This window comes from Neorhizobium fuzhouense, from assembly GCF_042611105.1.
Taxonomy (GTDB): Bacteria; Pseudomonadota; Alphaproteobacteria; order Rhizobiales; family Rhizobiaceae; genus Neorhizobium; species Neorhizobium galegae_A.
The window spans coordinates 166,946-181,939 of record NZ_JBHFFP010000007.1 but is presented as its reverse complement, the minus strand read 5'-3'; the positions used below and the strand labels follow the sequence as shown (position 1 = coordinate 181,939).

17 protein-coding genes and 1 riboswitch are annotated in these 14,994 nt (G+C 64.1%); of the genes, 7 read left to right on the top strand and 10 right to left on the bottom strand.

The window, feature by feature from the left end; genetic code table 11:
• Positions 1-15: 15 nt before the first annotated feature.
• The 5 genes from ACEXP3_RS14520 to ACEXP3_RS14500 all read right to left on the bottom strand — a co-directional run bounded on the left by ACEXP3_RS14520 (position 16) and on the right by ACEXP3_RS14500 (position 2,708).
• Positions 16-654 carry an ATPase gene (locus ACEXP3_RS14520; RefSeq protein WP_377297930.1) on the bottom strand — a complete coding sequence of 213 codons (639 nt, stop codon included), beginning with the start codon at positions 652-654 and terminating at the stop codon, positions 16-18.
• The gene (locus ACEXP3_RS14515) at positions 651-848 is read right to left on the bottom strand and encodes a hypothetical protein (protein ID WP_377297929.1); all 198 of its coding nucleotides are present in this window, start codon (positions 846-848) and stop codon (positions 651-653) included. The genes ACEXP3_RS14520 and ACEXP3_RS14515 overlap by 4 nt, the downstream gene beginning before the upstream one ends.
• A 64-nt stretch (positions 849-912) precedes the next feature.
• Entirely contained in the window at positions 913-1,401 is a 489-nt protein-coding gene (locus ACEXP3_RS14510) for an Lrp/AsnC family transcriptional regulator (RefSeq protein WP_210104883.1), read from the bottom strand.
• A 66-nt stretch (positions 1,402-1,467) separates the two neighbouring features.
• Positions 1,468-2,115, bottom strand: a complete 648-nt coding sequence (locus tag ACEXP3_RS14505) for a uracil-DNA glycosylase family protein (RefSeq protein ID WP_377297928.1) — start codon at positions 2,113-2,115, stop codon at positions 1,468-1,470.
• Entirely contained in the window at positions 2,079-2,708 is a 630-nt protein-coding gene (locus ACEXP3_RS14500) for a thermonuclease family protein (RefSeq protein WP_377297927.1), read from the bottom strand. The genes ACEXP3_RS14505 and ACEXP3_RS14500 overlap by 37 nt, the downstream gene beginning before the upstream one ends.
• A 131-nt stretch (positions 2,709-2,839) precedes the next feature.
• Between ACEXP3_RS14500 and ACEXP3_RS14495 the strand changes: the two genes are divergently transcribed.
• The 4 genes from ACEXP3_RS14495 to ACEXP3_RS14480 all read left to right on the top strand — a co-directional run bounded on the left by ACEXP3_RS14495 (position 2,840) and on the right by ACEXP3_RS14480 (position 5,975).
• On the top strand, positions 2,840-4,378 hold the full coding sequence (locus ACEXP3_RS14495) for a sensor histidine kinase (protein ID WP_377297998.1): 1,539 nt from the start codon (positions 2,840-2,842) through the stop codon (positions 4,376-4,378).
• 406 nt (positions 4,379-4,784) lie between these two features.
• Positions 4,785-5,051, top strand: a complete 267-nt coding sequence (locus ACEXP3_RS14490) for a DUF1488 family protein (RefSeq protein ID WP_377297926.1) — start codon at positions 4,785-4,787, stop codon at positions 5,049-5,051.
• A 51-nt stretch (positions 5,052-5,102) separates the two neighbouring features.
• On the top strand, positions 5,103-5,288 hold the full coding sequence (locus ACEXP3_RS14485) for a hypothetical protein (RefSeq protein WP_377297925.1): 186 nt from the start codon (positions 5,103-5,105) through the stop codon (positions 5,286-5,288).
• A gap of 129 nt (positions 5,289-5,417) precedes the next feature.
• Positions 5,418-5,975, top strand: coding sequence for a hypothetical protein (locus ACEXP3_RS14480; protein WP_377297924.1), 558 nt, complete (start codon positions 5,418-5,420; stop codon positions 5,973-5,975).
• A gap of 102 nt (positions 5,976-6,077) precedes the next feature.
• Here the strand turns inward: ACEXP3_RS14480 and ACEXP3_RS14475 are convergent, their stop codons facing one another.
• The gene (locus ACEXP3_RS14475; RefSeq protein WP_377297923.1) at positions 6,078-7,064 is read right to left on the bottom strand and encodes an aldo/keto reductase; all 987 of its coding nucleotides are present in this window, start codon (positions 7,062-7,064) and stop codon (positions 6,078-6,080) included.
• Positions 7,065-7,078: 14 nt separating this feature from the next.
• A complete protein-coding gene (locus tag ACEXP3_RS14470; RefSeq protein WP_377297922.1) occupies positions 7,079-7,855 on the bottom strand; it encodes an SDR family NAD(P)-dependent oxidoreductase in 777 nt (258 codons plus the stop codon).
• Between the two features lie 108 nt (positions 7,856-7,963).
• Between ACEXP3_RS14470 and ACEXP3_RS14465 the strand changes: the two genes are divergently transcribed.
• Positions 7,964-8,881 (top strand): LysR family transcriptional regulator, encoded by a 918-nt coding sequence (locus tag ACEXP3_RS14465; protein WP_377297921.1) that lies wholly within the window; start codon positions 7,964-7,966, stop codon positions 8,879-8,881.
• Between the two features lie 55 nt (positions 8,882-8,936).
• Positions 8,937-9,013, top strand: a riboswitch (Fluoride riboswitch).
• A gap of 27 nt (positions 9,014-9,040) precedes the next feature.
• Positions 9,041-10,480, top strand: coding sequence for a voltage-gated chloride channel family protein (locus ACEXP3_RS14460; protein WP_377297920.1), 1,440 nt, complete (start codon positions 9,041-9,043; stop codon positions 10,478-10,480).
• A gap of 4 nt (positions 10,481-10,484) precedes the next feature.
• On the opposite strand, the gene ACEXP3_RS14455 is transcribed toward ACEXP3_RS14460, so the two are convergent.
• A complete protein-coding gene (locus ACEXP3_RS14455; RefSeq protein WP_377297919.1) occupies positions 10,485-11,165 on the bottom strand; it encodes an HAD family hydrolase in 681 nt (226 codons plus the stop codon).
• A gap of 262 nt (positions 11,166-11,427) precedes the next feature.
• On the opposite strand from ACEXP3_RS14455, the gene ACEXP3_RS14450 reads away from it, so the two are divergent.
• Complete coding sequence (locus tag ACEXP3_RS14450) at positions 11,428-11,814, top strand: acyl-CoA thioesterase (protein ID WP_210104873.1); 387 nt, start codon at positions 11,428-11,430, stop codon at positions 11,812-11,814.
• Between the two features lie 73 nt (positions 11,815-11,887).
• Here ACEXP3_RS14450 and ACEXP3_RS14445 read toward each other — a convergent pair whose 3' ends face one another.
• The gene (locus tag ACEXP3_RS14445; protein ID WP_377297918.1) at positions 11,888-13,114 is read right to left on the bottom strand and encodes a DUF1501 domain-containing protein; all 1,227 of its coding nucleotides are present in this window, start codon (positions 13,112-13,114) and stop codon (positions 11,888-11,890) included.
• 2 nt (positions 13,115-13,116) lie between these two features.
• Positions 13,117-14,595, bottom strand: coding sequence for a DUF1800 domain-containing protein (locus ACEXP3_RS14440; protein ID WP_377297917.1), 1,479 nt, complete (start codon positions 14,593-14,595; stop codon positions 13,117-13,119).
• Positions 14,596-14,994: the final 399 nt, after the last annotated feature.

The following is a 14,994-nucleotide window of genomic DNA, read 5'->3' as shown; positions in this document are numbered from 1 at the left end:
CCGGACCGACCGGTTCTACCCGACAAAGAGATCCTCGGCGCGCATCGACAGCGCCGGGGCCACACAGGCCGCGATCCTGCGGTCGAAGGGCCGCGTGCGGGAGAGCGCGTTGGTGGCGATGGTGCCGTGATCGATCGTCAACCGCAACGACGGTCCCGCTGCATGACTATTGTCGAACACCGCAAGCTCGTCACTCAGCGCCACGGCAATCGTCAGGTTGTCGAAGGCAACGTCGTAGCGCCTGCGGATGACGGCTTCCGGAATATGGTGGCCACCCTTCAACACCCTGTCGCGAACGCGCTGCACATGAAGGTCCACCTGCTGAAGCGCGACGAAGACAAGCTGCGTGCGAAAACCCGACATCCGCGCCCGCCGAAGAACATTGATCGACTGATGGCTGCTGAGCGTCGTTTCATACACAAAGCTTTCATGCGCCAGAAAGGCCTCGTCAAGCAGGCGCAGGGCCTCCCGGCCAGCCTGAAGCGCCGCGTTTGCGGGCTGAGCTGGATCAATTCGCGCGGCAATTTCATCGGCGTTTATGAAGATGCCGGGAAGATCGATCAGGGAAAAGATCGTAGATTTGCCGGCACCGTTCGGGCCTGCCAGCAGACTGCAGCTTGGCTGAACGGCGCTGCGGGACACGGCTGCGCTCACATCTGGGCTTTGCGCGGAAAAGCCTTGGCCTTCATCGATGCGACGTCATCGCTGGTTTCGACCACGATCACGTCTGGCCGCGACGGATCGATATAGGAGAATGACGCACCGCGCTTCAATGCATCCTCACGGATGGTATGTCCCGCGGTCTCGATCGTTGATGCCTTGGCTGCCAGTTCTTTCAGCAACGACATGGTGTTTCCTCGCTTTGGCGGAATGATACACCAAGCGAGGCACACTGAACAGTTGGCCTGCCCCTCAGTCCTCACCGGCCTTCTGGTTGTCCAGGAGCATGTAATCCAGCGGCAGTTCGGTCGTGTACTTGATCTGCTCCATGGCGAAGGCGGAGGAGACGTCGCGGATTTCAATGCGGGCGATCATCCGCTTGTAGAAGGCGTCATAGGCGGCGATATCGGGCACGACGACGCGCAGCAGATAGTCGACGTCGCCGCTCATGCGGTAGAATTCCACCACTTCGGGAAAATCAGCCACCACTTCCGAAAACCGCTTCAGCCATTCGATGGAGTGGCTGGCGGTGCGGATCGACACGAAAACCGTGACCTTGGTGTTGACCTTGACCGGATCGAGCAGCGCCACACGCCGACGAATGACGCCGTCTTCCTCCATCTTCTGGATGCGGCGCCAGCAGGGCGTTGTGGACAGGCCGACCTTCTTGGCGAGATCGGCGACGGCAAGCGTCGAATCCTCCTGCAGGATGCGCAGAATTTTGCGGTCTAGACGGTCCATATTCACTCCTTCGGGGATTCTTTTTCTTCTTAGCGCGAAAAATTGAGGATGTAACCGAAATTCGTTTCAACGCACCAGACTGTCCACATGCTGGCGCAGCACCGGCAGAAGCTCGGCCTCGAACCAGGCATTCTTCTTCAGCCAGCCGCTGTTTCGCCAGCTCGGATGCGGCAGCGCCATCACTTTCGGGCCGTCATTGGCAAAGAAGCCGGCGCGCCAGTTGGCAACCGTCGCGGTCATCGTCTTTTGCACCCGCCCCGGCATATGCCAGGACTGCGCATAGGCCCCGACGGCGAGCACCAGTTCGATCTGCGGCATGGCATCGATCACCGCCCTCCTCCACATCGGCGCACATTCGATACGTGGAGGCAGATCGCTTCCGCGCGCATCATAGCCCGGAAAGCAGAAGCCCATGGGCACGATGGCAAAGCGGTCGGCATCGTAAAATTCCTCCCGCGTCACGGACAGCCATTGGCGCAGGCGGTCGCCGGAGGCATCGTTGAACGGCAGGCCGCTTTCATGCACCCGAAGTCCCGGCGCCTGCCCCGCAATCAGCACCTTTGCCCGCGTCGACAGAACAACAACCGGGCGCGGCTCATGGGCAAGGCGATCGGCAATGCCGCGCACCGGCACATCGCGACAGATGCGGCAGCCGGTGATGGCGTGCCGGAGCAGGCTCAGCCGCTCATCGCCGGCGCTGTTGGCGCTATCCAAAGCGTCTGAAGAAACCGCATTATCCACTGCCAAACCTGCCCCGCCTCGTCCTCATCCTGTGCCATTCCCTGTCTTTCGCGCCAAAGGCGCGGCATCTCGAACTGTGCCTGCCAGAGGCCGGCGCGATCCTTCTGCGCGAGCGCCTGTTCGCGGCCATAGGGTCCGCCACCGCTTGCCACCGCCATGCCGGCACGCACCATGGCGGCATTGATGCTCCCCTGGTCGCCTGTACAATTTACGAGAAGACGGCCATAGCGATCAACCGAGGTTCCGCGACATTCCGGCGCACCGGCAGTCATCAGCTGCGCCAGCGCCTTGCGCGCCTGCCTGCCGCACGGCCAGCCGCTGGCGCCCAAGGTTTCCACGCCACAGGTCTGCGCCAGCTCCGGCGCATCGATGCCGGAAAGCCGCAGCCGCTGCTGGCCAAGCGCCAGCGTGTCGCCATCCACCACCCGGAACGGCCCGGTGAGCCGCGTCTCCTCGCGCCGCAGCAGCATCGTCAAGGCGGCCAGCAACAGAACCACGCACAGCACCGCCGCGGCGGTGCGCCCCATGCGCAAAACAATGCGGTCCTTGCGGCGGATTGTCGTCACCGGTCGGCCCCAATTGCAAACGCATCCTTGGCAGGCATGGCAAACAGATCCTTTCTGGCAGATCGACCCTGTCAGGAACTTCTTAAGATTTGGATCCTATGCTCGCCTGATCCGGAAGAGTACCCATGGCCATGAGTAGCGGCGTCAGCACCTCCACAGACAAGATCATCGTGGACCGTTCCCGCGCACACCGCAACAAGGCGGTGTCGAAAGCCGTGCGCGCCATGCGCGAGCGCCTGCAGTCGAGCGGCAAGGGGCCGCTCGTTTTCGATCGCGAGACGCTGGCGCTCCATATCAATACCATGCTGCAGGGCGCCATGATCATGCCGGTGTTTATCATCGTCGTGGCCGCCATCGGCATCTATATCAGCGGCGATGCGCGCCTGTTTCCCTGGGCGCTGCTGACACTGGCCGTGCATTCGATCAATCTTCTTCTGGCCCGCCGCGCCGCGCGCCTCGACTGGACGGTGACCGCCACGGAAAAGTGGCGCCTGCGGCTGTTGGTCGCCCAGTTTGTCTTCGGCTGCTGCTTTGCCGTCTTCACACTGTCGGATTGTGCCGCCTGCGGCAGCAGCGGAAGTTTCTATTTCTACAAGGGCGCGGTGCTGCTGGTGGCGATCTCCATCACCGCCATGGCCAATGTCATGCTGCGCCAGGCGCTGCTGCTTGCCTTTCTGCCGGCCGTCCTCACGCTCGCGGCCGGTGCGGCCTGGTCGGGCAATGTCTTCGATCTCGGCCTTGCCGGGCTCTGCGCCACAGCGCTTGCGCTGTTTCATTATATTTCCGACCGTCTGCATCGCTCGTCCCTGACGCTCATGTCCTACCAGTCGGAAAAGGACGATCTGATTGCGGAACTGGAAGTGGCAAAGTCGATGTCCGACGAGGCACGGCGGCGCGCCGAGGAGGCAAACCTTGCCAAGTCGCGCTTCCTCGCATCCATGTCGCACGAGCTGCGCACGCCGCTCAACGCCATCCTGGGCTTTTCCGAGGTGATGAGCAGCGAAGTGCTCGGCCCCCTGCAGAACCCGACCTACCGGGAATATGCCGGCGACATCCACCGCTCCGGCCAGCACCTGCTCAACCTCATCAACGAGATCCTTGATCTGTCGCGCATCGAAGCCGGCCGCTACGAACTCAACGAGGAAGCGCTGTCGCTTCTGGAAATCGCAGAGGATTGCATCGGCATGGTGCAGCTGCGTGCGCGCGCCAAGAATATCAGCATCCAGCAGCAGTTCGAGCCGAACCTGCCGCAGGTCTGGGCGGATGAAAAATCGATCCGCCAGGTGCTGCTCAATCTTCTCTCCAACGCGGTCAAGTTCACCAGCCAGGGCGGCACCGTCACCGTCAAGGTCGGCTGGACGGCGGGCGGCGGCCAGTATGTCGCGATCAAGGACAATGGACCGGGCATTGCGGAAGAGGAGATCCCGGTGGTGCTCTCGGCCTTCGGCCAGGGTTCCATCGCCATCAAGAGCGCCGAACAGGGCACCGGGCTCGGGCTTCCGATCGTGCAGGCGATCCTTGCCAAGCATGACGGTCAGTTCATCCTGAAATCGCAGCTGCGCGAAGGCACCGAAGTCATCGCTATCCTGCCGGCCACCCGCGTGCTGCAATCGCTTGCCCCGGTTGCCGGCACACCGGCCGTAGAGCCGCGGCGCAGAAGTTTCGGCTGATCACGATAGATTGCGGCGCCTGATTGGCGCATTCCGCCTCACCGGTCATTTGGCAATGGACTTGCCGGCGCATCTGTGCGCTAATCGCGAAGAAAGGCCTTTTGCCTTTGCCGTCGGCCGGAACGCCGCTGCTTTCACACCTTTGCGCGCGAACCAGACGCTCATCGCGGCATGCGTCGCGAACAGGTGAAGCCGTCGTCATGTTGAAAAATCCGACGTGCGGCGCAAACAGATGTCCCGCCAGCGTGATGTGCGCCCGCTCAAGGGCCAGACCTTTTCGCGCGGAACGCCCGCCTGTCATGGATGTCTCCGCGTTGCAAAACCACTCGGCGCCGTCCCGATATTGCGCCCATTTACTGACCGTCATGCCCACGTGTCGTGAGGCGACCTCCCGAAAGAAGTTTCGATGCCCCTTGAGTTTCCAAACCGTAGCCGCAGCTTTGATGAAGCCAGGCAGACCGTCCGCTTCCAGGGCTATGACGGCATGTTCGAAGTGCGCTTTCTTGTGGAAGCCGCTGCCCTCCTCAAAAGTACGGCAGGACGCCCTGTGGTCGAAGCCGACTGCCTGCATGCCTTCGATACGGCGCGCACCACCATCCAGGATGCCGCGCTTAAGCTTTACAAGCGCAACCGGCGTTCGATGTACACGCTCACGGCCACGGACCTGAAATAAAGCCCTCTCGCCCGCCCTTATCACCAATCTTACCGCATGTCGGAGAACACCATGATCAAGTTTGAAAACGCTCGGCCGGATACGTCGCCCAGCCTCGAGGAGAAGACGGCGCTGGGGAAAAAACTCGCCACCGACACCGGTGAAGTCGATGGTTCCGGCGCGAGGAAGCGCAGCACGCCGGCCGCAAAACCGGCGAAAGAGCCAAAGGCGCCGCCGTCGGACATGCTTGATCTCTGAAGCATGCCAGGCCGAACGCGTTTTGCCTGCATCGGCCACCGCGACTGTCCGAATCAAGGGTGCAGGACTCTTCTCCACCCAGGCCGTCGAACCCTAAATCGAACAAAGCTTGCAGACAGGAATACGCCCATGAACCCGCCCCACCCGGATGGACCGGCAGTGACCATGTCCGATGCCCCGGAACAGTCCGGTAAACCGCGGCTCATCGAAACCGCCCAGGCCCAGCCGTCCAACCTTCGCGCACGCATTGCCGCAACGGTCGCGGCCGCGCAGTCCGAGCGGGAGTTCGAACGGCAACGTGCCGCCGATCGCGTCAGCGCCGAACTGCGCAAGGCGCAGGCCAAGGCCAAGGCTGCCCTCCTGTCGCTATTGAACGATGATGTGCTCATCATGGTCATCGGTAAGCATGCAAGCCTCGGTGAACTGAATGTCGGCACCCTCAAGGTCACCAAGCACGGCATCGAACTGTTTCGCAGCGGTGGCGTGGGTGCAGCTCATACCGTCGGCGAACGGCTGGACATCCGCTTCGACGGCGCCATTCTCCAGGCCGGCCAGCAGTTGAAATCGAACGAATTCCGCAGCCGCGTCGCCGACCTCCTTACGCAGGGGATCAAGATCGAAGGGGCCTATGATGCCTCGGCGCAGGGGCTGTTCATCACCTTCGATTACGAAAAGGCGCTCAGCTAAAGGCCGGAGCTGTGCGCCAAGCGTGCGGCGATCTTGCCGCCGGGAGCACGCAAAGACCGATCCGCCGCGCCCGAACGAGCCCGGCGGATCCGATTCCATCGCCTACCAGGCGTGGTGGACGTGCGGTGCAATGCGGCTTTCATACAGCGCGCGAAGCGCCGCCATCGTTTCGGCCGACAGGGCGGGCAGATCGCTTGCCTGCGCATTACCCTTGGCCTGCGCCGCGTTCTTTGCGCCCGGAATGACGGTCGAGACGGCATCGCTCATCAGGATATAGCGCAGCGCAAACTGCGCCATGGTCTCGTTTTCCCACACCAGGGGACGGATCTCCTCGACGGCCGACAGCGCGACATCATAGGGCACGCCGGCAAAGGTCTCGCCCTTGTCAAAAGCCTCGCCATGGCGATTGAAGGCGCGGTGGTCGTCCTTGGCAAAAGCGGTGTCAGTGCTCATCTTGCCGGTCAGCAGACCGGAGGCCAGCGGCACGCGCACGATGACCGCTACATCCTTGGCTTTCGCCTCGCGGAAGAACAGCTCCGCCGGGCGCTGGCGAAAGATGTTGTAGATGATCTGCACCGAGGCAACACCCGGATAGGCGATCGCCTTCAGGCCCTCCTCGACCTTTTCCACCGAGACGCCGTAGTGGCGGATTTTTCCCGCCTCGATCATTCTCTCCATCGCCTCGAACACGTCCGGCCGGTAATAGACCTCCGTCGGCGGGCAGTGCAATTGCACGAGGTCGAGGCAATCGGTTTCGAGATTCTTCAGCGAGCGCTCGACAAAGCCGGTGAGGTTTTCCGCCGTATAGCCCTCCGCCACATGCGGAGAGAGCCGGCGCCCGGCCTTTGTCGCAACGTAAGGCCGCTCGCCGCCGCGCGCCTTCAGCACGCCGGCAATGATCTTTTCCGAGCGTCCGTCGCCATAGACATCCGCCGTGTCGATGAAGGTGGTGCCGGCGTCGAGGGCCGCGTTCAGCGCCGCGCGCGCATCCTCTTCCGAGACGTCGCCCCACGATCCGCCGATCGCCCAGGCGCCGAAGCCGATATCCGAAACCGTGCGGCCGGTTTTCCCAAATGTTCTGTATTGCATGTCTGTCATTCTCCTTACGGCATCAATTGTCCGCCATTCACCTCGATCACCTGCCCGGTGATGTAGCCGGACAGAGTTTCCGAGGCGAGGAAGAGGAAGGCGCCGACGCATTCCTCCGGCGTGCCCTCACGCCCCATCGGTATGGTGCCGCGCTGGGCGGCCATCACATCCGGCGGAGTATAGCGATCGTGGAACGGTGTCTGGATCAGCCCCGGGGCAACTGCGTTGACGCGGATGCGGTCTTTCACGAATTCTTTTGCCTGCCCGCGCGTCAGACTGCTGACAAAGGCTTTCGCCGCCGCATAGATCACCGCGCCACCGCCGCCGCCGTTTCGCGCGGCGATCGAGGATGTGTTGATGATGAAGCCACCACCGGCGGCCGAAAGCAGCGGATGGGCGGCAACGGTCGCCTCCCAGACCGATTTGGCGTTGAGGTCCATCACCCGGTCGAAATGGTCAGCGGTCATTTCGGTCGTCGGAATGCGGCCGAGCATGCCGCCGGCATTGTTGATGAGCCCGTCGAGTCCGCCAAGCAGTGCCGCCGCCTCTTTCACGACGCGTTCGGCAACGCCGGCAGCACTCATATCGCCCTTCACGAGGAAGATGTATTGCGGATAGTGTTCCTGGACGGCGGCTGCGGCGGCGATGCTTTCATTGTAATGCAGCGCCACCTTGGCGCCTTGCGCGGCAAAGGCCAGCGCCACGGCTGCTCCGATCCCCGTCGAGCCACCTGTCACGAGCACACGCTTGCCCTTCAAATCGGGCAGGCTGATCTGGTCGAATGCCGGCATGGTTCCTCCTCCTGCGGTCAGATGATGACGTGTCATCATAGCGGTTGCAGGCCCGGATGGGGCATGGTTTAACTTGCTTGTCTTTCATTCAAACGATGAACCAGTTTCATGCATCCCGTCGACCGCGTCGATTTCGCTGATCTCAGACTTTTCCTCACCATCGTGCGGCGGCGCAGCTTCAAGATGGCAGCCTTCGAGCTTGGGCTCACGGCGTCGGCTGCAAGCCATGCCATGCGCCGGCTGGAGGCACGGCTTGACGCCAAGCTGCTCAACCGCACCAGCCGCGCCGTTTCCCCCACTGATCTCGGCCTGGAGCTTGCCCGCAAGATCGGCGACGGTTTCGATGCCATCGGCTCGGCGCTCGAGGCGCTGGAAGCGCCCGGCGCCGGGCGCTTCGGCGATCTGCGCATCAATGTCTTTGCCGATGCGGCGCACCTGCTCATCGCGCCCGCCTTGCCGGAATTTGCCCGCCAGTGCCCGGATGTGCGCCTGACCGTGGTCGTCGACGACCGCCCGATCGAGATTGCCGCCGAGGGCTATGATGCCGGCATCCGCTATGGCCATCACGTGCCGGAAGACATGGTGGCCGTGGCGCTCACCGGGCCGCAGCGCTGGGTGATTGCCGCCGCTCCCTGCTATCTGGATGCCAACGGACGGCCCGCCTCGCCCGCCGATCTGTCACGCCATACCGGCCTACAGCTGCTGCTCGGCGACAATTCCCTCTACCGCTGGGAGCTTGGAGAAAATGAATCCGCCGAGCGTGTGCGGGTGCCGGGCCTCATTACCATCAACGACACGGCCACCACCATCGCCGCGGCACGTGCCGGCCTCGGCCTTGCCTACCTGCTGGAGGCGCGCATTGCCGAAGAGCTTGCCTCAGGCCAGCTTGAAATCGTTCTGCCCGAGCACGCATCGCCCGGCGATGCCTTCCACATCTATTACGACAGCCGCCGCCACGGCCACCCGGCGCTGCGCACCCTCGTCAACATCATCCGCAGCGAAAACGGCCTGACGCGGCTGGGATGATCCATCCTCTGCTGCAGTGCAGCGATTGACATGCGCCGCAGCGAACGGATATGGCAATTCCAACGGTAATGGATTCTGCCGGGCATCACGCCGAACCGCTTCCCCGATGAAGCTGATGACTCCTACTCAACACGCGCCTCGGCGCCAAGGAGTAGGATTGTGCCTGGAATTTTTCGTTTCTCTTCCCATCTCAACGCCCGCCTGCCGCGCGCCACTCTGGCGCTCCTGCCGAAGCTTTTCGGTCTTCGGCTGCGCCAGATCAGCCGCCTTGGACGCTGGGTGTGCCTCGTCGTGCCGATGGCGGTCTCCGTCGGGGCGCTGGTCGCGCTGTTTCTCACAAGCCTTGATGCGGCAACCCGGCTGCGCTTTGCCCATCCCTCGCTCATCTATGCCATGCCGTTCGCCGGTTTTGCGATGGTCTGGTGCTATCAGCGCTTCGGCCACACTGCCGAAGCAGGCAACAATCTCATCGTCGAGGAGATCCACCAGCCGGGTGGCGGCGTGCCGCTGCGCATGGCGCCCTTCATTCTCGTCTCCACCGTGCTGACGCATCTTGTCGGTGGCTCGGCCGGGCGCGAGGGGACGGCGGTGCAGCTCGGCGGCAGTCTTGCGAGCGCCTTTGCCCGCCTGTTTGGCCTGTCGGCGCCGGAGATCCGCATTCTGCTGATGGCCGGCATCGCCGCCGGTTTCGGCGCCGTCTTCGGCACGCCGATTGCCGGTGCGGTCTTTGCACTGGAAGTGCTGGCTATCGGGCGCATGCAATACGAGGCGCTGCTGCCCGCCCTTCTCGCGGCCATTATCGCCGATTGGACCTGCCAGGCGCTCGGCATCACCCATACGCATTATGCCATTGCGGCGCTGTCCGGCGTGACGGGAGATGCGCGCTCCGGCTTGACGTTCGCACCGCTGCTGATGCTGAAAGTGGCCGTAGCCGGTGTCGTCTTCGGGCTTGCCGCCCATGCATTCGCCGAACTGTCACACCGGGCGTCCGGCGCCTTCAAGACGCTGATCGCCTATCCACCGCTGCGCCCCGTGGTCGCCAGTCTCATTCTTCTCGGCCTTGTCTATCTCGCAGGCACCCGCGCCTATCTCGGCCTCGGCGTCTGGTCGCCCGATCCGGATGACGCGACGATCCTCGGCTTCTTCCGGCCCGATCACATCGATTCTGTCAGCTGGGCCTGGAAGGCGCTGTTTACCATCGTCACCTTGAGCGCCGGCTTCAAGGGTGGCGAGGTGACACCGCTTTTCTTCATCGGCGCCGGGCTTGGAAGCGCGCTTGCCGGGCTTTTCGGCGCGCCGGTGGATCTGTTTGCCGGGCTCGGCTTCGTCGCCGTCTTTGCCGGCGCCACCAACACGCCGCTCGCCTGCCTGATCATGGGCATCGAACTGTTCGGCGCCACCCACGCCGTCTATCTCGCGACCGCCTGTTTCCTCGCCTATCTCTGCAGCGGCCATTCCAGCATCTATCTGGCGCAGCGCATTGCGGTGCCCAAAAGTGCGCTGGGCGTTCGGCTTGGGCCGGACATGTCGATCCGCCACATCCGGGCCGGCAAGCGCCCGGCCGTCGCCGAAACGCCCCGGGCCGCCGCTGGAGAATGATGGCTCAGCGGCGGTTCAGCCGAAGCTCGCCGGAGGGCGTGACGGAAGCGGAAAGCCCCAGATAGTCCACCGTGTCGAACTCGTTCCCCTCGACCGGCATGTCGTGCGTGGCGGTGATCACCACGACGCCCGCCCGAAGCGTCTGGGCGGCCTGAATGCCGGCCGGAGCGTCCTCGAACACCACGCAGCGTTCTGGCGCAAAGCCTAGGCGCTCGGCCGCCGTACGGTAGCCTTCCGGATCCGGCTTGCCGTTTGCCACGTCCTCGCCGCAGATCATCACGCCCGGCGTCGGAATGCCGGCGGCGGCCATGCGCTTCACCGCAAGTTCCCGCGGCGCCGATGTGACGATCGCCCAACGATCGGCCGGCAGGGCATTCACGAAGTCGACGGCTCCGGCAATTTCAACGATCCCGTCCGTATCGTCCAGTTCCTTGTCCAGGATGATCTGCGCCTCTTCCTCGACATCCATGCCGGCAATTTCCTCGCGGCGGATGACGTCGATGGCGCGCACGCCATGCAGCCGGCGCATGAACTCCTCCACATCCAGCCCATGGGCCACGGCCCATTCGCGCCAGACCCGCTCGACCACCGCAATCGAATTGATCAGCGTTCCGTCCATGTCGAACAGGAAGGCATCATGGGAGCGGGCGAGCAGGTCATGGGCATCGGTCGTCAGATCAGTCATCAGCAAATCCCGGGTCAAATCATCGTTGTCCTTCATCGACGTTTCGCAAAGGCCCGACAAGGGCAAATCGACCGGGCGCGCCTCCTTCGTGAACGACTTGTCCCTCGCACAGCAGGGATAAAGCCTCGGCTGGTGCAGCCCGCGAAAGCCCATTGCCAGCCGTTCGGGCCGCCCCTAAAGTTACAGCATTTCGCAGCGCAGCATATCCGCCCGCCGGATTGATCTCGCCCGCTTGACCCCGCCCAATTGACAAGGAGCCCGCATGACAGACCACGCCGCCCCCGAAGGAGAACTGACGCTTCGGACGCTTGCCATGCCCGGAGACGCCAACCCGGCCGGCGACATTTTCGGGGGCTGGGTCATGGCCCAGATGGACTTGGCGGCCGGCATCCGCGCCGCCGAACGCTCGCGCTGTCGCGTGGTCACGGCTGCCGTGAAGGAGATGGCGTTTCAGCGGCCGGTGAAGATCGGCGACACGCTCTCCATCTACACCGATATCGCCCGCATCGGCCGCACCTCGATCACGCTGCAGGTGGAAGCCTGGGTCAACCGTGCGCGCATCGGCAGGCTGGAGAAGGTGACCGAAGGCACGTTCATCATGGTGGCGCTCGATCCGGCCGGCCAGCCGACCGTCATTCCGCAGGCGTGATCGCTGTCAGTGCGGAAGCAATAGCGCACGAACCTGAACCTCGTCTGCCGTTTGAGTGGCGCCGCCCCATCCCTCACAGATAGGCGGCGGCCCCTTCGAACGACAGGCCGGGAAACACCTTCGTCGTCAGGTTTGCCGGCGTGATATCGAACTGCCGATGCAGCAGGGCGGCGGCGATGTCGCGCAGGTCTCCGGTCGCGGCAAGGTCACGCCCATCCGCCAGCGCCGCATCGGCAAGGCCGGGCCAGCGGCCGAGCACGCGCCCGCCGAGACCGCCGGCGCCCTCTTCCGCCGCCGTTGCCGTGCCGGGGCCCGCCGGACGCGACAGGGTACCACCCGCAAGAACAGCTACGCTCGCCATGCCGTGCTCGGTGCCGCCCTGCTCGTTCTGGCGTACACTGCGGCCGAATTCCGTGGCGGCCAGGACCACCGTATTGGCCCAGGCTTCCCCCATGCTTTCCTTCAGAGATAACAGTGCTGCGGCAAGATCCCCGGCGACCTTCGGAAACTGCGTTTTCTGGTCGGCATGGGTATCCCAGCCGTTGATCGAGAAACTGGCAACACGGTAGTCGGCCTTCAGCATGCTGCCGGCAAGGCGCGCGGTCTCCACGATGCCGCTGCGGCGCTGGGCGTCGTCATAAAGACTGCCGGATGCGGCACCATCCGTTACCGCACCGGCAAGCGCCGTCTCGAAGCCTGCATCCTCGCCATAGAGCCGTTGCAGGAACTGCAGCTCGTCCGGTGCCATGGCAAAATCCGACGATGGGGCAAAGACATCCGCATCGCTCGGGCCCGTGAGCACCAGTTCCATGGCAGCGGTGATATCGAGCGCCTTGCGCGAGGACGAGCGCGGCACGAGCGACAGCGCGCGGTTCAGCCAGCCGGTGCGCAGCGCCCTGCCCTCGATGCTGCCGGTCTCCAGCACGTCCTGGCCTTCGAAATGGTTGCGTCCGCCGCGATAGGGCGTCGACACCGCATGCACGAAGCATAGCTCCCGCGCCTGCCACAGCGGCATCAGCTCGGCCGCTCCCGGATGCAGACCGAAAGACGCGTCGAGATCAAGCAGGCCATCTTCGGCCGAAAGCCAGAGATCCGGCCTCAGGCTTTTCAGTGCCGGATCGTTCTGCGGCTGCACGAGCGCCAGTCCATCCATGGCGCCGCGCAGGATGATGGTCACGAACCGGTTGTCGCCGGCCGTCGCCGCCAGCGACAGCTGCGGCATCAGCGGCAGGGCTGCGGCACCTGCCGCCGACAGAAGAAAGCCGCGGCGCGACAGCTTCGAAAATGCGGTGTCGGCCATGCTCATCTCCTGTTGAATTCGGGTGAGGCAAGCACCATCGTCACGCCATGCACCTTGGTCGGCGCCTCGGCCACCACCTGGCGCGTTTCGGCGCGCGCAGCGTCGGCAAGGGTCGCCGAGAGGAAGGCGGACGGGTCGAGATCGCGCCCGAGCGTGCGCGCGGCAAGCCGCGCCCAGGCCAGCCTCTCGGAGAGCTGGCGGGGGGACAGCCAGGCTTCGACATCGTCGGGAAAGCCCGCCGGGCTTGGCGGCTGCCACACCGGCTGTCCGAGCCGGGCAAGCGCGCGAAACGTCAGGGCGCGCGCCACCGCCGGCTGCTGCAGGGCCGGTCCCTTGGCGGGTGCCACCGGCGCTTCCTCTGCCGCCTCCAGTTCGGCAGCCTTGGCAAGCGCTGAAAATTCGCCGCCTTTCTGCTCGAAGGCGCGCAGGCCCGAGACGACGAAATCGAAGGGCGGAATGACCTTGCCCGTTTCGCCCGACCAGGCGCGCGGATGCTCCAGCATGGCGCGATAGACGGCGGAGAGATTGCCGCCGCTCTCCGCCCAGGCCGCCACCATCTGGTCGACGATTTCCGGCGGCGGCTGGTCGGCGATGAAATGGCGCACCAGCTTCGTGGAAATGTTGCGCGCGGTTTCCGGCCGGGTTGCCAGATCCTCCAGCATGGCCAGATGGTCGCTGCCGCTGCGCCCGTCCGCGCCATAGGTCTTGCCGAGAAGGGCAAGCGTTCCAGGCTCCGCCGGCGGCGGCTGATACGCCACCTGCAGCGAACGCGTGTCGAGCGACAGACCCGCCAGAATGAGGGCGGCGCCGCGCACGTCGTCGGGCGTGTAACCGGAATCGCTGCCCAGCGTGTGGAGTTCCAGAAGCTCGCGGGCCAGCGCCTCGTTCAGCCCCTTGCCGCTGCGCAACAGTGCAGTCGCCACCGGCCCGCCCGGCTGTTCGGGATCGAGATAGATCAGCATGGCCGGATGCAGCATGGCCGCGCGCAAAAGCTCCGTGAACGAGCCGGCCAGATTCGGCCGAATCGCTTCCGCCTCGAACAGCGGCACGATCATGCGCATCTCATAGGCCTTGCGGGCGCTGACGGAAAAATGGTCGATCCAGAAGCTCGCCAGCCGTTCGAAGAAGCCGTTTTCCGAGGCAACGGCCTGCCCGATGCGCCCCAGCACGTCGCGGATGAAAAATCGTTCGGCCTCGCGCTGCGTCTCGCGGCGAAGGCCCGGATTGGGCCGTCCCTCAAGGGCGGCCTTGGCCTCCACGGCGCGTACGGTCAGCAGCCGCCCGATCGTCTCGCGCCGCCCGGTGATACCGTCGCGCGGGAAACGCGGCTTGGCGGCGCTGCCGCGCTTCAGCTGCAGCATCAACGCGTCCACGTCGGCGGCCGGCGCTTCGCCTGGCTTCAGCCCATAGCCATAGCGGCGGGCGCCAAGCGTCGCGGCGGAAAGGTCCGGTCTATCCGGGCCGGATTGGGCAGGAGCCATGCGATCATCCTCTGTAACCCACGGAACATGACGCGTGAATGTGACGGAAGCGGTCTGAGATTGCGGTCTTTTTCGGGACGGGAAACGCAACAGCCGCAACCCGGTTCCCGACCCTTCTTGTCGGCCGCCGTCCGAAAGCAGCCATACCGCCGAAAAGGGCAACGCAACCGGAGGCATGGACCGCATCCGCCCCACAGCCGGCATCAGGGATAAGGGAAACCGCCATCCGGCTCAACCCTCGCCGGGTGGTTTTCGCGGCGCTAACACAGATGTGTACGGGCTTGGCGACAGCGCGCCTGCGATGACCGAAACACGACATGTCCGCGCAAAATGTCATCAAAGTTACATTTAACTTTGTAATAACCTCTCGGAAAGCGAAAAGTCTTTCAATTCATTTGG